Below are 18348 nucleotides of genomic sequence, written 5' to 3'. Positions count from 1 at the left end.
TGTGTGTTTCCGTGGCGTGCGTCATCGCGTGACCCCCGTCATCTCCTCCTGCGCGGCGATGAGCCGCGCGTAGGCGCCGCCGCCGCGGCGCAGTTCGTCGTGGGTCCCGGTCTCCACGACCGTGCCGCCGTCCAGCACGATGATCCGGTCGGCGTCCCGGACGGTGGACAGGCGGTGCGCGATCACCAGCGTGGTCCGGTCCCGGGTGGCGGTCCGCAGGGTCTCCTGGATGGCGGCCTCGGTGGCGGCGTCCACCGCGGACGTCGCCTCGTCGAGCACGAGGACGGGGGCGTCCTTGAGCAGGGCCCTCGCCAGTGCGACGCGCTGCCGCTGGCCGCCGGACAGCTGCTGGCCGCGCTCGCCCGCGGACACCTCCAGCTCCAGCCCGCCGAGACCGGTCAGCCCGGCCGCGCGGGCGGCGGCGCGGACGCGTTCGGGGCTGTCCCCGCGCTCGGAGCCCGGGGCGCCGAACGCGATGTTCTCCTCCACCGTGCCGTGGAACAGGTAGGTGTCCTGCGGGACGAGCCCGATCATGCTCCTGAGCACCTCGGCGGGAATCGTGCGCAGATCCCGGCCGCCGAGCCGGATCGTCCCGTCGGCGGGGTCGAGGAACCTCAGCAGCAGCGCCGTCAGGGTGCTCTTGCCCGCACCGGACTCGCCGACGACCGCCACCGTCTCGCCCGGCCGCACCGTGAACGACACCGAGCGCAGGGCGGGACGGTCCCGTCCGGGATAGCTGAAGGTCACGTCCTCGAAGGCGATGCCCGGCTCCGGCGGCCGGGCATCGGCCGGCCCCTTCGGCTCCGGTGCGGGGGACGGCGCGGTGAGCAACTCGCCGATGCCCTTGGACGCGCTGACCGCCGCCATGCCGTCGTGCGCGTGCCGGCCGAGGTCGTCCAGTGGACGGAACACCTCGGGTACCAGGAACACGACGCTGATCAGGTCGGCGGCTCCGACGTCACCGCGGGTGAAGCGGTAGGCGACGTAGATGGTCGCGGCGGCGCCCGCGCCGAGCGTGGCGATCCTGTGCACGCCGAGCTGCATCAGGCTGTAGCGGAGCTGGTCCATGCACACCTTCCGCAGCCGCTGCGCGCTCTCGGCGACCAGGACGCGGCGGCGGGCGGTGGCGTCGAACGCCTTGAGCGTGGGCAGGCCCTGGACGGTGTCGACGAACTCCGCGTCCGTCTCGCCGATCGCGGCCCACACGTCGTCGCTGCTGTCGGCGAACGCCGCCTGCCAGCCCAGCGTGCCGAGGATCGCGAGCAGCCCGCCGGCGAGCACGATCAGGGCGAGCCACGGGTCGACCGCGAGCAGGATCACCAGCACGGTCAGCGGCCCGGCCAGCGCGTTGACCAGCGCGGGCAGGTAGCGGCCGAAGTAGGGCTCCATCGCCTCCACGCCCTCGACCAGCGTCGATCTGATCTCGCCGCTGCGGGTCAGCATCAGGTGCCCGGGCCCGAGCGTGAGGAGGTGCCGGTAGAGGCGCACGCGCAACCGTTCCTTGGTGGCCGCGGCCGTCCGGTCCGCCGCGACCTCGGCCAGCCACAGCGCCGCCGCGCGCACGGCGATGGCCCCGCCGAGCCAGAGGTATCCGGTGGCTGACGTCCGTCCGTCGACGGCGGCGACCACGACGTGCGCGAGCGCGAGCGCCTGCACCACCCGCGTGGCCGTGACCAGGAGGCCGAGCAGGGTGGCCGCCGCGATGTGGCCGCGTACGGTCCACGCCAGCCCGAGCAGCCGGCGGTTGAGCAGCACCATCTCGTCCCTCACCTCTTCGAGTTAATGACTGCCGGTCATTAATGGGGGAACGATAATCATGAGAGGCCGCGGCTGGCAAGGCCCGGCTTAGGATTACCTAACAAAGATTCAGGTGACGACGGAGGGTGAGGGTTGCGTCCACGAGACAAGCCCGTCGAGGAGCGGCGCGCCGACATCCTGGACGCGGCCGAGAAGCTCGCGCTGGAGCGGGGCATCGACGGGGTGACGGTCGACCAGGTGACCGCGGGTGCCGGCATCTCCAAGGGCACCTTCTACCTGTACTTCCGCTCCAAGGACGAGGTGCTCGACGCGCTGCGCGACCGCTACGTCGCCGCCTTCGTCGCCCGCCAGGACGCGGCGGCCGCCCGCGCCGGCGACCCGGTCGCCCGCATCGAGGCATGGGTGGTCACCGGGCTGGAGGACTACGTGGGCGACCACCGCCTGCACGACGTCGTCTTCCGCCATCGCGAGCCGGCCCGCGGTGGCGCCCCCGAGCCGGTTCCCGCCGAGGCCGCTGAGCCCCTCCCCGTCGAGTCGCTCGTCCGGCTCATGGAAGAGGGCGGGTTCGCCGTCCCCGACCCCGCCGCGACGGCCATCGTCCTGTTCCAGGCGCTGCACGGCGCCGCCGACCACCTCATCCACACCGGTGACGCCGACCTTCAGGAACGCGTCATCGAGGAGATGCGCCGCCTCTGCCGCGTACTCCTCGGACCTCCCACCGGCTGAACGGACGCCCGCCGCCCCGCGGCTCGCACAAGCGAAACGCCCGGCCGGGACGTGCCCGGCCGGGCGTCACTCACCGCTTCGGTGGACTAGAGGTTCTTCGGGCGGTACGCCTTGTACTCGCTGCCCGAGGACAGGCCGTAGTCGCGCGTCCGGTAGTCGGTGCCGTACCTGCCGCGCTGCTCGTACGCCCAGTAGGCCGTGTGCTCGCTGTTGGCCCACTTCTCGAAGATGACGACGTGCCGTGTGGTGTTGGTTCCGAGCGCGTCCATGACGAGGTCGCCCTTCTTCAGCTCGGACATCGTGATGCGCTCGGTGTACCGCGACGAGGTGAGGCCGACGGTGTTCTCCCCGGGCTTGGGCAGTCCCAGTGCCATGGACACGAAACCCGAGCAGTCGGTGCGGTACCCGTTGTGGTAGCTGGTCTGGCTGTAGGGCACCCGGTCACCGGTGTGCGGGTCCCAGGTCTTGGCCCGGGCGATGATGGCGGAACGGGCGTCCGGCTTCTTCCTGCTGGAGTCGCTCGTCGTCCTGTCGGGGGCGTCGGTCTTCGCACGCGAGTCGCCGGTCTTGCTGCGCGAGTCGCCGGTCTTGCTGCGCGAGTCGCCCGTCTTCCTGTGTGAGTCGCCCGTCCTCTTGTCCGAGTGGTCCGCCTTGGGCCGGTCGGACGTCTGCTTCGGGGGAAACGACTCGACGGCGGCGACGGACTTGCCGGAGTCGGAGTCGGACGAGAAGACCGTCGCCTGCGCGGCGGTCCCGGCCACGCCGAAGAAGGCGAGGGCGGCCACGACGCCGATCGTACGGGGGCCGAGAGGACCACGGTTCTTGTTCTGCTTGCCTTGCAAGGGAAAACTCCTTGGCTTCCAGGCCGCCTACCGGGTTAGCTGACGGGTTCGGGCGTGGAAGTCGCCCTACGGCCTGAGGGCAGGCCGATTCACCCCGGATTGCTGGGTGGGTCCCCGGCTCCGCGAGCCGTCGTGGGGGCACGGCGGCATGGCGGACTAGGCGGGTGGACGCCCGGGGGCGAGCGTCCACGGAGGGGTGTGAACAGGTTTTAGGCTCCGGGGCGTCGATGCCCGGGCAGCCTGACGTGTACGGCGCCCCGTGAAGGGGCTGCTGCGATTCGGTCCCGGCTTCTCTCAGCACCAGCACGCCATTGCGTGCGCATGGTCGGGCTGACGATCGGGTCTCAGGCAGAGGACCCGCGCGGCAGGACATCGCAGGACGACGCGTGGATCGCGCCGCCGTCCCCACCTGACGGCGTCATGTGGGGCGATCGTGTCCGCTTGGACACGGTGTGACAAAACGCCTGGCGAGCGCTTTGGTGTGCGACAAGCTACTCCGAACGTCAAAGGAAGGCAAACTCTCCCAAAATCAACAACACCGCAGCTCAGCGCGGCTGCCATGTCCCGGGCGCCCCGCCAGGCGCCCGGGCTGGAGGGAAACGCGCCCACCATGGAGCCGAGCCGCGAACTCTTTCGATCGATCCGGGAGACAACCAGTGCGCACAGACCTCCCGACTGAGAAGGGGCACGCAATGCATCGACGCGGGTTGTCCCCATGACGGCCGCCATGATCGACCCGGAGCGGGCGCAGGAGCTGGACGACGCCGGGCTGATCTGGCTGTCGCTCGACGAGCCCGAGTGGTTCTCGGTGCTCTTCGACCGGCACGGCCATCGGATCCACGACTACGCGGCGCGCCGCCTGGGCGCCCAGGCGGCCGAGGACATCGTGTCCGAGACGTTCGCCGCGGCCTTCCGCCGCCGCCACTCCTATGACCGGACGCGTCCGCTGGCACGGCCCTGGCTGTACGGCATCGCCACGAATCTGATCGCCCGCCACCGGCGGACCGAGGAGCGCTATTACCAGGCGCTCCAGCGCACCGGCCAGGACCCGCTGGCCGAGCCGATCGACGACGCCGTGCTCGAACGCGTCGCCGCCCAGGAGCAGGAACAACTGCTGGCGGGCGCGCTCGGACGCCTCTCGCGAGGGGACCGGGACGTCCTGCTGCTGGTCGCCTGGGGCGACCTGACCTACGAGCAGGTCGCCGACGCGCTCGGCCTGCGCATCGGCACGGTGCGCTCGCGGCTGCACCGGGCGCGGCGCAAGGTGCGCACGGCGCTGGCCGAAGCGGATCTGGAGACCAGGAAGGACGAGGAGCAGAGGTGAAGGTGATGGACGACCTGAACGCGATCAAGGAATTCCGGAGCGGAATGGCGCCGATGTCCGCCGAACAGGAGGACGCCGTCCGCGACCGGCTCAGGACTCTGGCCTCGACGGGGGAGACCGAACCCGCTCCGTCACGTCCTGGCCGGCGGCTCGTGCTCCGGGTGGGACTCGCGAGCGCGCTGACCGCCACCGCCGCGGCCGGGATCCCCCTGCTCCAGGGCCTGGACGGCGACGGCCCGCCCGCCGCCGAGGCCGCACAGTTCGGGGCGAGGGCCGCCAAGGCCGTCGAGGGACGGTCCTACGCGCCGCCGAGGCCCGACCAGTGGGTCTACACCAAGACCGCCATGGCGGGCGGGTTCGACATGAACACCTGGTGGAAGGGTGTCGATCGCTCGCGCACGGAACCCGGCGAGCACTGGGAGCGGATCGACGGCCGCGGCTACGCCTACGTCTCGTCCCGGACCGGCCGCCTCGTCGTCGACGTGATCAAGGACAACCCCGGGAAGAACGACTCACCGAAGGTCATCCGCCGCTGGGTCGGCGGGCCACCGAAGTACACCATGCGCAACTACCACACCCTGCCAGCGGATCCCGACGCTCTGCTGCGCACGCTCTACGCCTTCCACTATCGCGACCAGATCGGGAAGACCGGGCCTGGGGACGTCTTCAGCATGCTGAACGAGATGCTCCAGAACCCCATCCCGCCCCGGCTCCAGGCAGCGGTCTACCGGGCCCTGCCCAAGATCCCTGGCGTGCGGCTGCGCCGGCACGTGCGCGACCAGGTCGGGCGCGTGGGCGACGCCTTCGCCTACGTGGACGGGCACGGTGAGCGGACCAGCGCCATCATCGACCCCGCCACCTACCGCTACCTCGGCACGGGTACCGAGGCGGCCCGCGACATCCCCGTCACGGGCGAGCCCGCCGACCCGAACGCGGTCGCCAGGGCGGGGACTCTGCTCAGTTGGCACGCCTATCTCACCGTCAAGATCGTTGATCGCCCAGGCCAGCGCTAGAAAGCCACGCTTCCGGGGGTTGCTCCCTGCCCCCGGAAGCGTCGCCGCGCCTCATCGGAGATTCCCGGTGGGCAATTTGGCGGACGGGTGGCATTGCCGTGGCGCCGCCCGGTCCAGTGCCTGCTGGGAGGGACGTGAATTTCTGCGCAATTCTTATCCCAATAAGCGCATCCTGGCCTGCTGGTGCGGCTGATGCGGTATTGACGGTACGCTCTACCTCGCTAGTCCTGACCGTATCGCCACATATTGGAAGGCGAACTGGAACAACTCACCATTCGTGAGATTTGCGACTAGGCTGTCAGCGGCCGCCGGGCCCCCGCGTGACTTTCCCTTGGTGGCCTGCTCGTTCTGGCGCACGCGCGTGCCCTCCTGACCAGCACCCCGGAAGGACGGACGGCGTATGTGGACGCCGACATGCACGAACCGGACCACATTCTCGACCGGGCGCAGGAGACGCCGGAACTGTCACGTCCGGTCGCGATCACGATGCTGGGAGTCTTCTGGCACATCATGGACGACGCGGAAGCCAGCCGGATCATGGGACGGTTACTGGCCCGGGTGCCATCGACCCTGAGGCCGCGTCCCTCATCCAGGTGGACGTCAAGGAGACCCACGGCCCAGCCTGGGCGATCATCCCCTGACGCCACCGGCCGTGCCGTGGAGCGGTACTCCTGGCGATACGCGAACCCTGCCCGGCGGCGGTCCTCGCGCCGCCGCCGGTCGCTCTGCTCAGCTCGCCAGGAAGTCGAGCAGGTCGGCGTTGAAGCGCTCCTTGTCGCCGGGGACGAGCGCGATGCCGTGTGACCCGCCCTCGTAGACCTTCAGGGTGGCGTCAGGGATGATCTCGGCCGACTTGCGGGCCGTCGCGTCGATCGGGACGATCTGGTCGTCGTCGCCGTGCACGATCAGCGTCGGGATGTCGAACCGGCGCAGGTCCTCGTGGAAATCGGTCTCCGCGAAGGCGGTGACGCAGTCCACGCCCGCCTTGATGCTCTCGTGCATCGCCATGAACCAGAACGCGTCCCGGTTCCCCTGGGTGGCCTTGGTGTCCGGCCGGTTGGCGCTGAAGAACCCCTCGGAGCTCTCCCTCCAGAACTGCGAGCGCTCGTTCAGGATGCTTTTCTTGATGTCCTCGAACACCTGCGCCGGCACACCCTCCGGATTGGTGTCCGTCTGGAGCATCAGGGGCGGGATCGCCGACAGCAGCACCGCCTTGGACACCCGGCTCGTCCCGTGCCGCCCGATGTAGCGGGCCAGTTCCCCGCCGCCCATCGAGTGCGCCACCAGCACCACGTCCCACAACCCGAGGGCCTCGATGAGGTCGTTGAGGTCGTCGGCGAAGTTGTCGAAGTCGTAGCCGTCCCACGGCTGGCCGGACCTTCCGTGCCCGCGCCTGTCGTGCGCGATGGCGCGGTAACCGGCGTCGGCGACCGCCTTCAGTTGGTCGTCCCACGCGTCGGCATTGAGCGGCCACCCGTGGATGAACACCACCGGCTGCCCGCGACCCCAGTCCTTGTAGTAGATCTCGACGCCGTCGCGCGTCTTGACGAAACCCATCGGATGCCCCCAGATGACGATGGAACGGCGCCCCCACCCGGGGCGCCTCCTCACCGGGGTACCCGGCCCTCGACCGGCAAACGCCCTCGATCGGAAGGGCGTTGGGCCCGCTACCTGCGCGGAGTCAGCCGTCGTCCGGGACGCAGGCCTCGGCGATCCCCTCCAGCCAGGCCCGGAAGGCCGCCCGCTGCTGCTCGTCCAACCCGCTCTCCAGTTCGGCCTCGCGGCGGGTGACGGCGATCCGGGCCCGTTCGAGCAGCGCCCGCCCGGCCTCGGTGATCTGGATCTGCTGGGTGCGCCGGTCGCCCGGATGCGGCAGCCGCTGGATCAGCCCGTTGCGCTCCAGCCCGGAGAGCATCTCGTTGGCGGACTGCCGGGAGCTCGACACCTTGCGCGCGATGTCGGCGTTCGACAGCCCAGGATGGTCCTGGACGATCATCAGCGTGGCGTACTGGGGTGTCGAGAGCCCGAACTCCTCCAGTTCGGTGCCGATGGCGGCGCGCATGCCGAGCCAGGCGCTGCGGACCAGGAAGGCGAGCGCGCCGTCGGTGTTCAGGTACTTTCCCACCCGCTCCACTCTCCCATGCGAGCACGCGCCGGAGTTTGACAGGTTCCTGACGAATTGGCATGCTGTGCCAAGTCGTCAAGAACCTGACAATAAGGCTACCTCCGTAAGGGCATGCGATGGCCGGAACCCGGCAGCGACTGATCCTCGCCGTACTCGTCTTCTCCCCGATCGTCATCTGGATGGACAACACCATCCTGAACACCGCGTTCGTCCGGCTCGCCGACCCCGACCGCGGGCTCGGCGCCACGCCGGGCGAGCTCCAGTGGGCGGTCGGCTCCTACACGCTCGTCTTCGCCACCCTGATGTTCACCGCCGGGGCGCTCGGCGACCGCTTCGGCCACCGCACCGTCCTGCTCGTCGGGATGGTCGTCTTCGGCCTCTCGTCGGTGTGGGCCGCGTACGCCTCCAGCGCGGCCGAGCTGATCGCGGCCCGCGCCGTGATGGGAGTGGGCAGCGCCCTCGCGGTGCCCGCCACCACGGCCATCCTGACCTGGGCCTTCACTGGCCCGGCCCGCGCCGGGGCGTTCGGCGCCGTCAGCATCTCGGCCGGGGTCGGGATCGCGGCCGGGCCGGTGCTCGCCGGAGTGCTGCTCGACCATTTCTGGTGGGGCTCGGTGTTCCTCGTCAACGTGCCGATCGTCATCGTGGCGGTGGCCGCGATCGGCTGGGTGGTGCCGAACTTCCGGAGCCGGACGCCGCGCCGGCTGGACTTCGCCGGGCTGCTGCTGTCGGCCGGCGGCCTGGCCGCGCTGGTGTACGGGCTGATCCGGGCCGGGCAGGTGGCCGCGTGGGTCCGGTGGGACGTGGCGGTCCCCGTGGCCGGCGGCCTGGTCCTGCTGGCCGTGTTCGTGGCCGTCGAGACGCGGATCCACCAGCCCAGCTTCGACCCCCGGCTGCTCACCCAGCGGATCTTCGGAGGCGGCAACGCGGCGCTCGGCCTGCTGTTCCTCGCGATGACCGCGAGCACCTTCTACGCCGCCTTCTACCTCCAGGGCGCCCGCGGCTACTCCCCGCTGGCCGCCGGGCTGGCCGGGGCGCTGCCCGCCGCCGTGGGCGTGATGCTCGGCGCGCCGCTGGCGACCCGGCTGGTCGCCCGTTCCTCCCCGCGGCCGGTCACGGTCACCGGGCTCGCCGTCGCGGGCCTCGCCATGGGCTGCTGGAGCCTGCTCGGCCTGCACACCCCGCTGATCTGGACCGAGATCCTGTCCTTCGTCCAGGGGCTCGCGATCGGAACCGTGATCGCCCCGGTGAGCACGGCCGTGATGAGCGCCATCCCGCTGGACCGCGCCGGAGCCGGTTCGGCGGTCAACAACACCGTCCGGCAGACCGGCAGCGTGCTCGGCATCGCGGCGGGCGGCACGATCATGTCGATCGTCTACCGGAGCGGCATCGAGGACGCCCTGACCGCAGCACCGGCTCCCGTCCGGGACCAGGCGAGGATCTCCGCCGAGCAGGCCCGGCACGCGGCGGCCGCCGCGCACCGGCCCGGCCTCGCCGAGGCGGCCGACCGTGCCTTCATGCACGCGATGCACGTGACCAGCCTGTGGACCATGGTGATCGCCCTCGCCGGAGCTGTCGTTCTGGCGGTCGCCCTCCGTCCGGCCGGTGCGCCGGAACCGGTGGCCGCGCCCGAGCGGGAACGGGACGAGCCCGCCGCCGACCGCGTCTGAACGGACGGCCGCGCCAGGCTCGATCATGCTCTGTGTCACGCCGCCCGCTGGACGCTGCTGAAAGAAGATTCATCTCTGCTGGAAATCCCGGACGCGTCAGGCCCAGCGACGGATGGCACATGGAACTCCTGCATCCCGGTGATCCCGGCAGTTCGGCCCCTACCGGCGGGAGGCGCGGCAGGGCGCGGGCGGCACGGGGCAGGTGTTCCTGACCTCGACCCTCATGGCCTCGTCGGCTGGAACCATGAGTCGAACTCGTCGGTCAGGTCGTCGCCCCAGGGATCGGGTGGCCGCCGAGGGTCGGGGAACCGCTTGACGGGGCGGAACCGGTAGGCGCTGTGGGCGCGCGCCTCCTCGTCCGTCGGTACCGTCACGCCGCTGACCCACTTCACCGGGACGGTGAACGACAGGCCGTCGACGGCCTCCACCGCGGCGACGACGCCGCCCGTGACGAGCATGACGCGGGCCATCAACCGGTAGCGCCGCCCCCGCGGATCGGCGATCTCCAGCCAACGGGTCCCGCCATGCCAGGAGGCCGCCGCGGCGCGCAGCTCGGCGACCCGCCGCGGCTCGCGCGCCGGGCGGCCCCGCCCGCGATCGGCCTGGCGCAGGGCGTGCACGACGAGGGCGAGTTCGGCGTGGTCGGGGTTCCAGAAGTCGGAGAGCCCGGAGAAGCGCAACCGGTGCGGGACCTGGTCGTCCTCCGCGCGGACGGCGGCGCGGCGGACGAAGCCGCGGCGGCGCGCCCGCAGGTCACCGAGCGTCGCGGCCGAGCGCGGCCGGGGGCGCCCGCCCTGCTGAAGGAGCGTGGGAAGCAGGGCCTCCAACCGCCCGTAGTCGCGGCGACCGTCGAGCAGGGCACGGCCGAACGCCGTCAGCGCGCCGTTCCCGACGACGCCCAGCACCTCGGCCTCCTGAAGCGTGAGCCGTACACGCTCCTTCCCATCGACCGTGGTGAAGGGCCCCCGCCAGTCGAGCAGGGCGCAGACGCGGTCCATGGACGCCCCCTGCCCGGTCTCCAACTCGGCGAGCACCTCCAGCGGACGGCGCCGGGCCGCCGCCGGCGCGTTCAGATGGGGCCCGAGGACGGTCTTCGGCTCGTGGAATTCGGGATCGTACGCCGATTCGCGTCCGGCGAGACGCCCCATGGACAGCCACGCCTCGGCCAGCGTGTACCAGCGTTCGGCGGGCGCGGCCGCCCGCCAGATGTCGTAGTCGGGCGTGGGTAGCCAGACCGTCTCGTCCGCGGCGAGGGCGAGCAGATCGGCCCACGCGACGATCTCCAGCAACAGCGAGACCAGATCGTAGGAGAGGCCGACGCAGCCGGTGAGGTGGTCCATCTCCTGGCCGTTGACGCCGTGATGGGGGCGCGGCTCCCGCTCGTAGGCGGCCTGGTGCCGCTGCTGGTTGGCGGGCGGGTCGGCGGCGCAGTGCGCCAGCAGCCGGTCCACCGCGCAGAGCAGGGTGAACACTGCGGCGGCCCCCGCCCGGTCGGCCTGGGACGCCCCGACGTCGATGGGTTGCAACTCGGGCGGATGCGGATGAAGCCGGCCGTACGGTGAGTCTCCCCGGAGCGCCATCCCGACCTCGCGAGGCAGCTCCGCCCCCAGCGATCTGGCGGTGAAGTCGACCGGGTCACCGATGGTCGTCGTCACGCCGAGCAGCCCTTGCCCGGCCAGGGCCAGGACGAAATCACGGGCACCGGTCACACCGATCCGCTCGAACAGTTCTTCGCGGTCGTAGGTGGAGAACTCGTCGCCGTACACCCAGCACGTGGGGCGCGAGCTCTCGGCGAGCCCGTGCAGCAGCGCGCGTTCCCTTTCCCCTTGCCCCGCCACATGCCGGCGCACCCAGTCGGCATCGGCGAACGCGGCGGCGACACGCTCGACCGGTTCCCCGTCCCCCTCGGTCAGCCCGAGAGCGTCAAGCACCGGCCACAGCTGAGCACGGTCGTACGGGGCCAGCAGACGTCGGATCGGCCGCCCCAGCCCCGAGAGCTTCGTGCGTTCCCCGTCCTGCGGTGCGAGATGCGCCTCCAGAAGGTGGACGCCGGCGTCGTTCTCCCAGGCCAGCCCCGAGGCGCGGAAACGGTCCACCACCCGCTTCAGCGCCGCCGCGTCACACGTGGGCCCCAGCAGACGGCCCAGTTCGTCCAGCGGCACCGGACGCGCCCCGAGGATCATCAGTGCGTCGTGGACCTCCTCCTCGAACCGGTTGAACGCCGTCCCGAAGAAACCCCGGAGCCGCCGCCGGACGAGCGCCGCGGCGAGTTCCTCGAACGTCGCGGGCACGGGAGCGCTGTAGGCCAGATCGTGCTCGTCCAGCATGGCCACGAGCTGCGCGTCCGAGAGCGACCGCAAATGATCGACATAGGCCGCAGGGGGCGGCGGCAACGGCTCCACGAGCCCACCCTAAGGTAACGGACAGTCATCGACCCGTCACTTTCGACTTCCGGAGGTCGGCGATGAGATCCGGCAGGACCTGTTCCTCCTCGACACGTACGCCGCGTTCGGTCATCGCCTTGACCAGGGAGGGGTCCCACGGGGTGGGGGAGGGGCGTCCCGTCAGGGGCGTGTCCGAGACCGCCTCGCGGTAGGCGGCGGCATCGTAGCGCCAGGGGCGCCAGCCGCAGCGGTCCCGGACGGACACCGCGATCGCCACTCCACCCCAGTCGAAGTCGCCGTGGTAGGCGAACTCGGCCGACCCCTCGGCGAGGAGTTCCAGCAACCGCCAGACCGCGGCGGACGGACGCCCGTTGCAGCAGACCAGGGGCGGGCAGGCCGGGCCGAGGGCATCGGCCGCGGCGGTGAGGACCACGGGGTTCTCACAGACCCGCACCAGGCCCGCCCGCATCGGGGCGAGGTGGCGCCGGAGCTGGCGCAGGGTGAGTGACACCGGTTCGCCCCGCATGGCCGCGAGCATCCGGCCGGTCGCGGTCTCGGCATCGCCGGGCAGTCCCAAGCACAGCGCCGTCGAGGACAATTCGTCGAGGTGGACGCCCACCGCGGCCCAGGTGTCGCGGCGGGACCCGGCGCCGCCGTCCGCACGGAAGGGCAGGCCGGCGACGGCGCGGGCACCGGAGACGGCCAGCGTGGCGAGAGGGCGCCCGTCGTCCAGTGCGTGCGCGTTACCGCAGGTCTCGACGGCGAACCGGCCCAGCGGGACACCCGAGGCGGGCAGGTCTCGCACGACCGCGGCGAGGCACCGCAGTATCTCGGCGGCCTCCTCGGAGCCGGACGTCAGACGGCGGACGAGACCGGAGGAGTCCAGCCGCTCACGCCATTCGGCCAGCTCCGGGCGGGAGGCGAGCACCTGGTCCAGCGGAGCGAACGCCGCGGCCCAGCCGGCGGCCCTCTCGGCGTGCTCGCGGGCCAGGTCGCGCACCGGGCCGTCCAGGGCTTCCACAGCCGCGGCCAGCCCGCCGGCGCAGGCCCCGCTGGTCCGCAGGACACGGTCGACCTCCGTGAGGGACACCGACAACGACGCACCGACGCCGGCCCGGCGTCCCAGCAGCAGTTCGACCGCCCGCCGCTGGGACGGGGTGGCCCCGGCCAAGGTGACCGTCCCGGTGAGCGCGCCGCCGCGTTCCAGCCGCTGCCGGACACGCCTGACGAGCCAGGCCGTGTCGGGCCCGCCCAGCAGCCGCCGCAGCCGGTCGGTGTCGGTCATCCGAACAGGTCCGCCTGCCCGGTCGCGGGCTCGGGGTCCGGCACGTCGGCGCGGACGCGCTCCCGGCCGTCCCAGCGCCACGGCGTCACCAGGACGGCGTCGATGCCGTCCCGCCGGGACAGCTGGCAGATCGACAGGCCGGGCACCTGCGGGTAGCAACCCCATTCGCGTTCGCTGGTCATCACCACGTCCATGTCGAAGGTGGCGAGCAACCCGAGACACTTGGCGCGCGAGTCGTCGTCGACGCCGGCGAACGCCTCGTCCAGCGCGACGAGGCGCGGCGCGTGCGGGTTGCCGGCCGACTTGTAGTGCGCGGACGCGGCGGCGAACAGCGGGACCGACGCGGCGAGCACGCGTTCGCCGCCGGACGCCGGCCCGGTCGCGGGACGCCACTGCCCGTCCTGGAGCCGCTGGATCGTGAACGCGTGCCAGGACCGGTAGTCCAGCGCCCGGGTGAGCTGCTCGGTCCAGCCGGACGAGGGGTTGTCGGCATGCTCGCGGGCGATCTGCTCCTGGAGGAACCGGCCGACGGCGGCGCGGTCGTCCGCCGACCAGGCGTCGATCGTCTGTCGCAGCCTGTCGCGGATACGGTCCAGCCCGTCCGGTGCGTCCCGGGCGGCCTTCCAGACGAGCCGCAGCCGCATCCCGGTGGACGTCGGGCGGGACGTGAGCTCGGCGTTCATCTCCCGGACCTCGTCCTCGGCGGCGGTGATGAGCTCCTGAAGGGTGCCGGCGACCTCGTTCAGCAGGTGGTTCTCCAAGATCTCCCGCTCGCGTGCCGACAGCAGCCGCGCCCGCTGGGCCGTCTCGGCCTCCAGCGCACCCGCGAGGCCGGGCACGTCCCGGCCGCGGCCCTGGAACAGCACGTCCACGACCATGATCCCTTCACGCAGGGTCAGGCCGACCGAGTGGCCGTGCCGGGACATCGCGTCCGACAGCAGCTTGTGCTCCTCGGTCACCTTCTTCTGCACGCGGTCCCAGGGACCGTCGCCGTCGTCGAGCGCCTCCAGTTCGGTGTTGACGGTGCGGGCCAGCAGCACCGCGGGCTTGGGCGCCCACTCCAACGCCGGGTCGGGAACGTCCAGCCCGGGTAGGGCGACGCCGAGCAGGCCCGTCGCGGCGAACGCCCGGAACGCGGCGACGGCCTCGTCGCGGACGTGGGCCGCCTCGGTGATCTCGCCGCGGAGCCGGTCGCGTCTTCCCTGCGCCTTGCCGCGCTCCTCCAGCGCCGACCGTTCCCGTGCGCGCGCCGCCGACTCGGCGCCGGCCCGCTCGGTGAGGCCCAGCTTCACCTGTTCGAGCTGCCGGAAGAGCTCGTCGACGGCGGCGCCCGCCGTCTCGACCAGGGCCCGGTGCCGCTCGGCCGCCGTGTCGGCCTGCCCGCGCGCCTCCGCGGCCAGCTCCGCCGCCTCCGCCAGCCGGACCCGGAGATGTTCGAGGTCCTCGGCGGCCTCCCGCGCCGCCTCCCGCGCCGACAGCGACTCCCGCGCGGCGGGCCACAGTTCGGCGAGCGCCAGCCGGTAGCCCGAGACCGACTCGCGAACTTCGGCGAGTTCGGTGTCGCCGGTCGGCAGGCCCACGTCCGACGCGAACTCGGCGGCGCGCCCCGCCGCCGTCGCCACCTCGTCGCGACGGCGTGTCACGACCCCGTCCGCGCGGGTCTGCTCGACGTCCAGCTCACGCCGCCTGCGATGCTCTCCGGCGAGCCGGACGTGCGCTTCGCGCAGGTCCGTGTCGCGCGGGATTCCGCGGTGCTCGGTGGCCAGCCGCTCCTGGCGTGCCGCCAGATCGTCCAGTTCCGTGCCGAGCGCCGCGATCCGGGCCCGGGCCTCGGCGAGCTCGTCGCGGAGCCGGGCGATGCGGTCGCGGCGGGCCGCCTCGCGGGCTCCCTCGCCGATGAAACCGGCGCCGTCCTTGTGCCAGGAGCCGCCGAGGACCCCGTTGGCCCAGCGCCCGTCCACCGCGACCCAGGTCCGCGCGCCCGGCCCGAGCCCCAGCCCGGCGAGGACGGCCCGCACGGCGTCGTCGCCGAGAGCGGCGGCCCCCGGGTCGGCGCGGTCGATCGCGGGGCGCAGCACCAGCGCGCACGAGGGTCCCTGGACGGGCTCGCCGCCGAGCACGAACGTGTCATCGTCTCCGACCAGGGCGCCGTCCGGTGTCACCCAGGCGTCCAGGATGCCGGCGGCCTCCAGCGCCGCCTCAAGCCCGGCCCGGTGGTCGGCGGGCACGGTGTCGGTGAAGTCGACGACCCTCCACAGCGGCGCGCCCGGCCGGCCCTCACGCGAGCCGGCACGTGTGTACGGGACGGGCGGGACGTCGTGCCCACCGGACTCCAGCCGCTCGATCTCGTCGTGCAGTGCGTTCTCCGCCGCGCGCTCGTCACGGAGCCGGGACCGCGCATCGGCCACGCGCCCGCCGAGCGACGCGGTCGCCTTGCGCGCGGCGTCGTCCACGGCGGTCGCGGCCGGATTCGGGCCGTCGGCGGCCTGTGCCCATCCCTCCAGCTCCGCCAGCAGCACATCGGGATCGTCCACCCGGATCTCGGTGAGTCCGGCGAGGTAGGTGACATAGTCGTCCAGCAGCGCCGCCGCACCCGCCCTCGTCTGCGCCTCCGCCTCGTCGATCCGCTCGGACGCCGCCTGAACCTCGCCGACGAGCCGTTCCGCCTCGGCGGTGGCGGCCTCCAGCCGGGTCCGGGCGGCGGTGACGGCCGACATCAGCCGGTCGAGCTCGGCGAGGGCACGGGACCGGTCGTCGGCCAGCGCGCCGGTGACGCGGCGCGCCCCCGCGAGATCGGTCTCCCACCCGTCCATGGCCTCCGCGTGGGCCGGACCGCAGCCGGCGACCTGCGCCAGCGCCGCCGACTGATCCCGGACGGCCCCGAACGACGCCGCGGCCTCGGCCGCGCGTGATCGCGCCGTCTCGGCACGGGCCTGCCTGCGCACCACCTCGCCGGACAGCTCGTCGCGGTCGCGCTCACGCGTCTTCGCGTGCGCGGCCCGGCGCCGCGCGTCCTCGCCCATCTCCTCGATGCGCTTGGCGTCACGCATCTGCGGGCTCGCTTCGAGCGCCTCCCGGCGCGCATCCAGCCGGATCTTCTCCTTCGCCAGCTCCTCCAGCACCCGCGCGGCCTCGGTGAGCTCGGTCTCCGCCGCGGTGAACTGCGTCTCCGCCTCGGTGATGTCCCGGTTCAGGTGCTCGTAGCGGCTCTGGGTGAGGCGAGGCCCGGCCGCCTTCCGTTTCGCCGCGATCTGGGCGTACCTGGTGTAGTGCCGGAGAAAGTCGGTGGCGGCCTTGTGCGCGTCCTCCAAGGCGTGCAGCGCGTCCCGCTCCTCGTCCAGGCCACGGAACGCCTCCGCCACGGTGGTGATCAGCGTGGGGCTGAGCGGCGGCAGCGCCTCCGTCAGCGCCCGCGACAGCAGCCGCTCGTCCGGCTTCTTCGACAGCTGCGGCTGCCGCAGCTGGATCAGCAGGTTGACCAGCGCCTCGTAGCGATGCTCGCCCAACCCGAACAGCGCCTCGTCCACGGCCCGCCGGTAATCGGACGCCCGGTCGTAGACGAGGCCGTGACCGTCCACCGCTTCGCGTAGCTTCTCCCGCGTCAGCGACACGCCCCCCTCCGACACCAGCGCGAGGTCGACACCGACACGGCGGGTCGTGACGAAGAACCAGTGCCGGACGATGCCGCGGTCCTTCACCGCCTTGAGCCCGCAACCGAGCGTCCAGTACTCCTCGGTGCCGTCCGGATGCCGGCGGCCGAACTCCAGCCAGGTGTAGCCGAGCCGCTCGGGATGCGGGTGCCTGCCGCCGAGCAGCAGATTCCACTCCATGCGTTTCTGCCGGTCGCCGTCGGGTTCGACCCGGTGCGGGGACAACTCGCCGTCCAGCAGGAACGGCAGCGTCAGCGCCAGCACCTTCGACTTGCCGGTGCCGTTGTTGCCGCGCAACAGCAGCCGCCCGTCATGGAACCGGAACTCCTCGACGTCGTAATAGAACATGTCGACGAGCCCGGCCCGTAGCGGCTTCCAGCGCTCCGACGTCGCAACGGGTGCGCTTGTCATTGCGTGGCCCTCCTCGATTCCCGGACGGTCGGTTCCCCCACGGCATAGCGCGCGATCGCGGGACGTGCCCGGACCCGGCCCGGCAGCACCTCCACCAGCCGCAGCGCCGCCAGTTTCCCGAGCGCGATGCCCAGCAGTTCCTCCGCGGCGCCGGGCTCGGTCACGCCCTTGCGCCAGAACGACCGGTGCCGCTCCGCCGCGTCCCGGACGAACGCGACCAGCTCATCCCACCCGGCGCCGTCCCGCGCCGACAGGTACTCGGCGACCAGCAACGTCACATGCCCGTCGGTGCGCTGCTCGGGCATCCGCACGTCCGTCAGCTCGTCGTCGGGATCGACCATCGCGACGCCCTCGGCCCTGGCCTCGGTGACGAGCCCGGTCACCTCCTCGATCCGGCGGGTGATCGCGGTGCGCTGGGAGACCAGGTAGGCGCGTTCGGCGTCGTCCAGGTCGTCGTAGTAGACCACGGGATCTTCCAGCAGCCTGCGGGTCAGGGCGCGCCGCAAGGCTCGGTTCCGCAGGTCGTCGGTATCGGGCACGGGCTCGTCGGTCAGCTCGGCCAGCCGCTCCTCGAACCCCGCCGCGGTGACGGTGGACGGTCCCCGCGTCCCGGTGAGCAACACCGCGAGGACGACCCGGCGCACGTCGTACAGGACGTCCCCGGTCGCCGACAGGTAGGACTCCTCATCCCCCGACACCCGCCGCAGCACGCCCCATCCGAGGAGCAGCCGCACCACCGCGACCAGGTCGGAGCGCTCCGCCCGGCTGTCCAACGTGAACGGGAACGCCAGATCCGGCTCGGCCGCGGAGTTCAGCACCTCCTCCGCGAGCCGGCCCAACGTCGTCTGCGCGTCGGCGCGCTCCAGCGCCGCCAACGCGAGGCACAGCACGACGTAACGGCGCCGCCCGAACGGTTCCCCGGCCTTACCGCGCGCCGGATGCGTGCCGTCGTCCAAGGTCGGCGCGGTCTTGAACAGCCGCGCCGACTCGGCGTGCACCTGGAGCCGCCAGCCCGTCTCCCGGCTCAGCCAGTCGCGCAACTCGGCCTGATACCGGCGGACCAGCACGAGTTCCTCCGGATCGGACTCGGCGGTCAGCAACGGGCGCCGCAGCAGGGCCCGCAGCGCCGCCCGCCGCCGCGCGGTGTCGTCGTCACTCAT

General features: G+C 72.3%; 13 protein-coding genes and 1 riboswitch. Of the genes, 5 read left to right on the top strand and 8 right to left on the bottom strand.

Annotation, left to right across the window (positions count from 1 at the left end):
- Nucleotides 1-21: 21 nt before the first annotated feature.
- Entirely contained in the window at nucleotides 22-1770 is a 1749-nt protein-coding gene (locus AMA02S_RS00390; RefSeq protein ID WP_084264372.1) for an ABC transporter ATP-binding protein/permease, read from the bottom strand.
- Nucleotides 1771-1890: 120 nt separating this feature from the next.
- Between AMA02S_RS00390 and AMA02S_RS00385 the strand changes: the two genes are divergently transcribed.
- Entirely contained in the window at nucleotides 1891-2484 is a 594-nt protein-coding gene (locus AMA02S_RS00385; protein WP_067449787.1) for a TetR/AcrR family transcriptional regulator, read from the top strand.
- A gap of 86 nt (nucleotides 2485-2570) precedes the next feature.
- Here AMA02S_RS00385 and AMA02S_RS00380 read toward each other — a convergent pair whose 3' ends face one another.
- Nucleotides 2571-3326, bottom strand: a complete 756-nt coding sequence (locus AMA02S_RS00380) for an NlpC/P60 family protein (protein WP_067449784.1) — start codon at nucleotides 3324-3326, stop codon at nucleotides 2571-2573.
- 8 nt (nucleotides 3327-3334) lie between these two features.
- A riboswitch (cyclic di-AMP (ydaO/yuaA leader) is annotated at nucleotides 3335-3482 on the bottom strand.
- Nucleotides 3483-4041: 559 nt separating this feature from the next.
- On the opposite strand from AMA02S_RS00380, the gene AMA02S_RS00375 reads away from it, so the two are divergent.
- The 3 genes from AMA02S_RS00375 to AMA02S_RS44860 all read left to right on the top strand — a co-directional run bounded on the left by AMA02S_RS00375 (nucleotide 4042) and on the right by AMA02S_RS44860 (nucleotide 6467).
- The gene (locus tag AMA02S_RS00375) at nucleotides 4042-4650 is read left to right on the top strand and encodes an RNA polymerase sigma factor (protein WP_084264371.1); all 609 of its coding nucleotides are present in this window, start codon (nucleotides 4042-4044) and stop codon (nucleotides 4648-4650) included.
- Between the two features lie 5 nt (nucleotides 4651-4655).
- A complete protein-coding gene (locus AMA02S_RS00370; RefSeq protein ID WP_157430282.1) occupies nucleotides 4656-5663 on the top strand; it encodes a CU044_5270 family protein in 1008 nt (335 codons plus the stop codon).
- A gap of 339 nt (nucleotides 5664-6002) precedes the next feature.
- Nucleotides 6003-6467, top strand: coding sequence for an SAM-dependent methyltransferase (locus AMA02S_RS44860; protein WP_084264370.1), 465 nt, complete (start codon nucleotides 6003-6005; stop codon nucleotides 6465-6467).
- Here AMA02S_RS44860 and AMA02S_RS00365 read toward each other — a convergent pair.
- Nucleotides 6393-7220 carry an alpha/beta fold hydrolase gene (locus tag AMA02S_RS00365; protein ID WP_067449781.1) on the bottom strand — a complete coding sequence of 276 codons (828 nt, stop codon included), beginning with the start codon at nucleotides 7218-7220 and terminating at the stop codon, nucleotides 6393-6395. The two genes, AMA02S_RS44860 and AMA02S_RS00365, sit on opposite strands and share 75 nt — an antisense overlap.
- A gap of 124 nt (nucleotides 7221-7344) precedes the next feature.
- Nucleotides 7345-7788 carry a MarR family winged helix-turn-helix transcriptional regulator gene (locus tag AMA02S_RS00360; protein ID WP_067450109.1) on the bottom strand — a complete coding sequence of 148 codons (444 nt, stop codon included), beginning with the start codon at nucleotides 7786-7788 and terminating at the stop codon, nucleotides 7345-7347.
- 116 nt (nucleotides 7789-7904) lie between these two features.
- On the opposite strand from AMA02S_RS00360, the gene AMA02S_RS00355 reads away from it, so the two are divergent.
- Nucleotides 7905-9458 carry an MFS transporter gene (locus AMA02S_RS00355; RefSeq protein ID WP_084264369.1) on the top strand — a complete coding sequence of 518 codons (1554 nt, stop codon included), beginning with the start codon at nucleotides 7905-7907 and terminating at the stop codon, nucleotides 9456-9458.
- A gap of 221 nt (nucleotides 9459-9679) precedes the next feature.
- Here AMA02S_RS00355 and AMA02S_RS00350 read toward each other — a convergent pair whose 3' ends face one another.
- Genes AMA02S_RS00350 through AMA02S_RS00335 form a run of 4 tightly spaced genes read right to left on the bottom strand, consistent with a single transcriptional unit; the run spans nucleotide 9680 to nucleotide 18348 of the window.
- On the bottom strand, nucleotides 9680-11860 hold the full coding sequence (locus AMA02S_RS00350; protein ID WP_157430281.1) for a hypothetical protein: 2181 nt from the start codon (nucleotides 11858-11860) through the stop codon (nucleotides 9680-9682).
- Nucleotides 11861-11885: 25 nt separating this feature from the next.
- A complete protein-coding gene (locus tag AMA02S_RS00345) occupies nucleotides 11886-13127 on the bottom strand; it encodes a TIGR02679 family protein (RefSeq protein ID WP_067449775.1) in 1242 nt (413 codons plus the stop codon).
- Complete coding sequence (locus AMA02S_RS00340; RefSeq protein WP_067449774.1) at nucleotides 13124-17188, bottom strand: TIGR02680 family protein; 4065 nt, start codon at nucleotides 17186-17188, stop codon at nucleotides 13124-13126. Before AMA02S_RS00340 ends, AMA02S_RS00345 begins: the two co-directional genes overlap by 4 nt.
- A complete protein-coding gene (locus AMA02S_RS00335; protein WP_067449773.1) occupies nucleotides 17185-18348 on the bottom strand; it encodes a TIGR02678 family protein in 1164 nt (387 codons plus the stop codon). The genes AMA02S_RS00340 and AMA02S_RS00335 overlap by 4 nt, the downstream gene beginning before the upstream one ends.

This window comes from Actinomadura macra NBRC 14102, from assembly GCF_001552215.1.
Classification (GTDB): Bacteria; Actinomycetota; Actinomycetes; order Streptosporangiales; family Streptosporangiaceae; genus Spirillospora; species Spirillospora macra.
The sequence above is the reverse complement of the archived record's forward strand: the minus strand, read 5'-3'. Positions and strand labels throughout refer to the sequence as shown.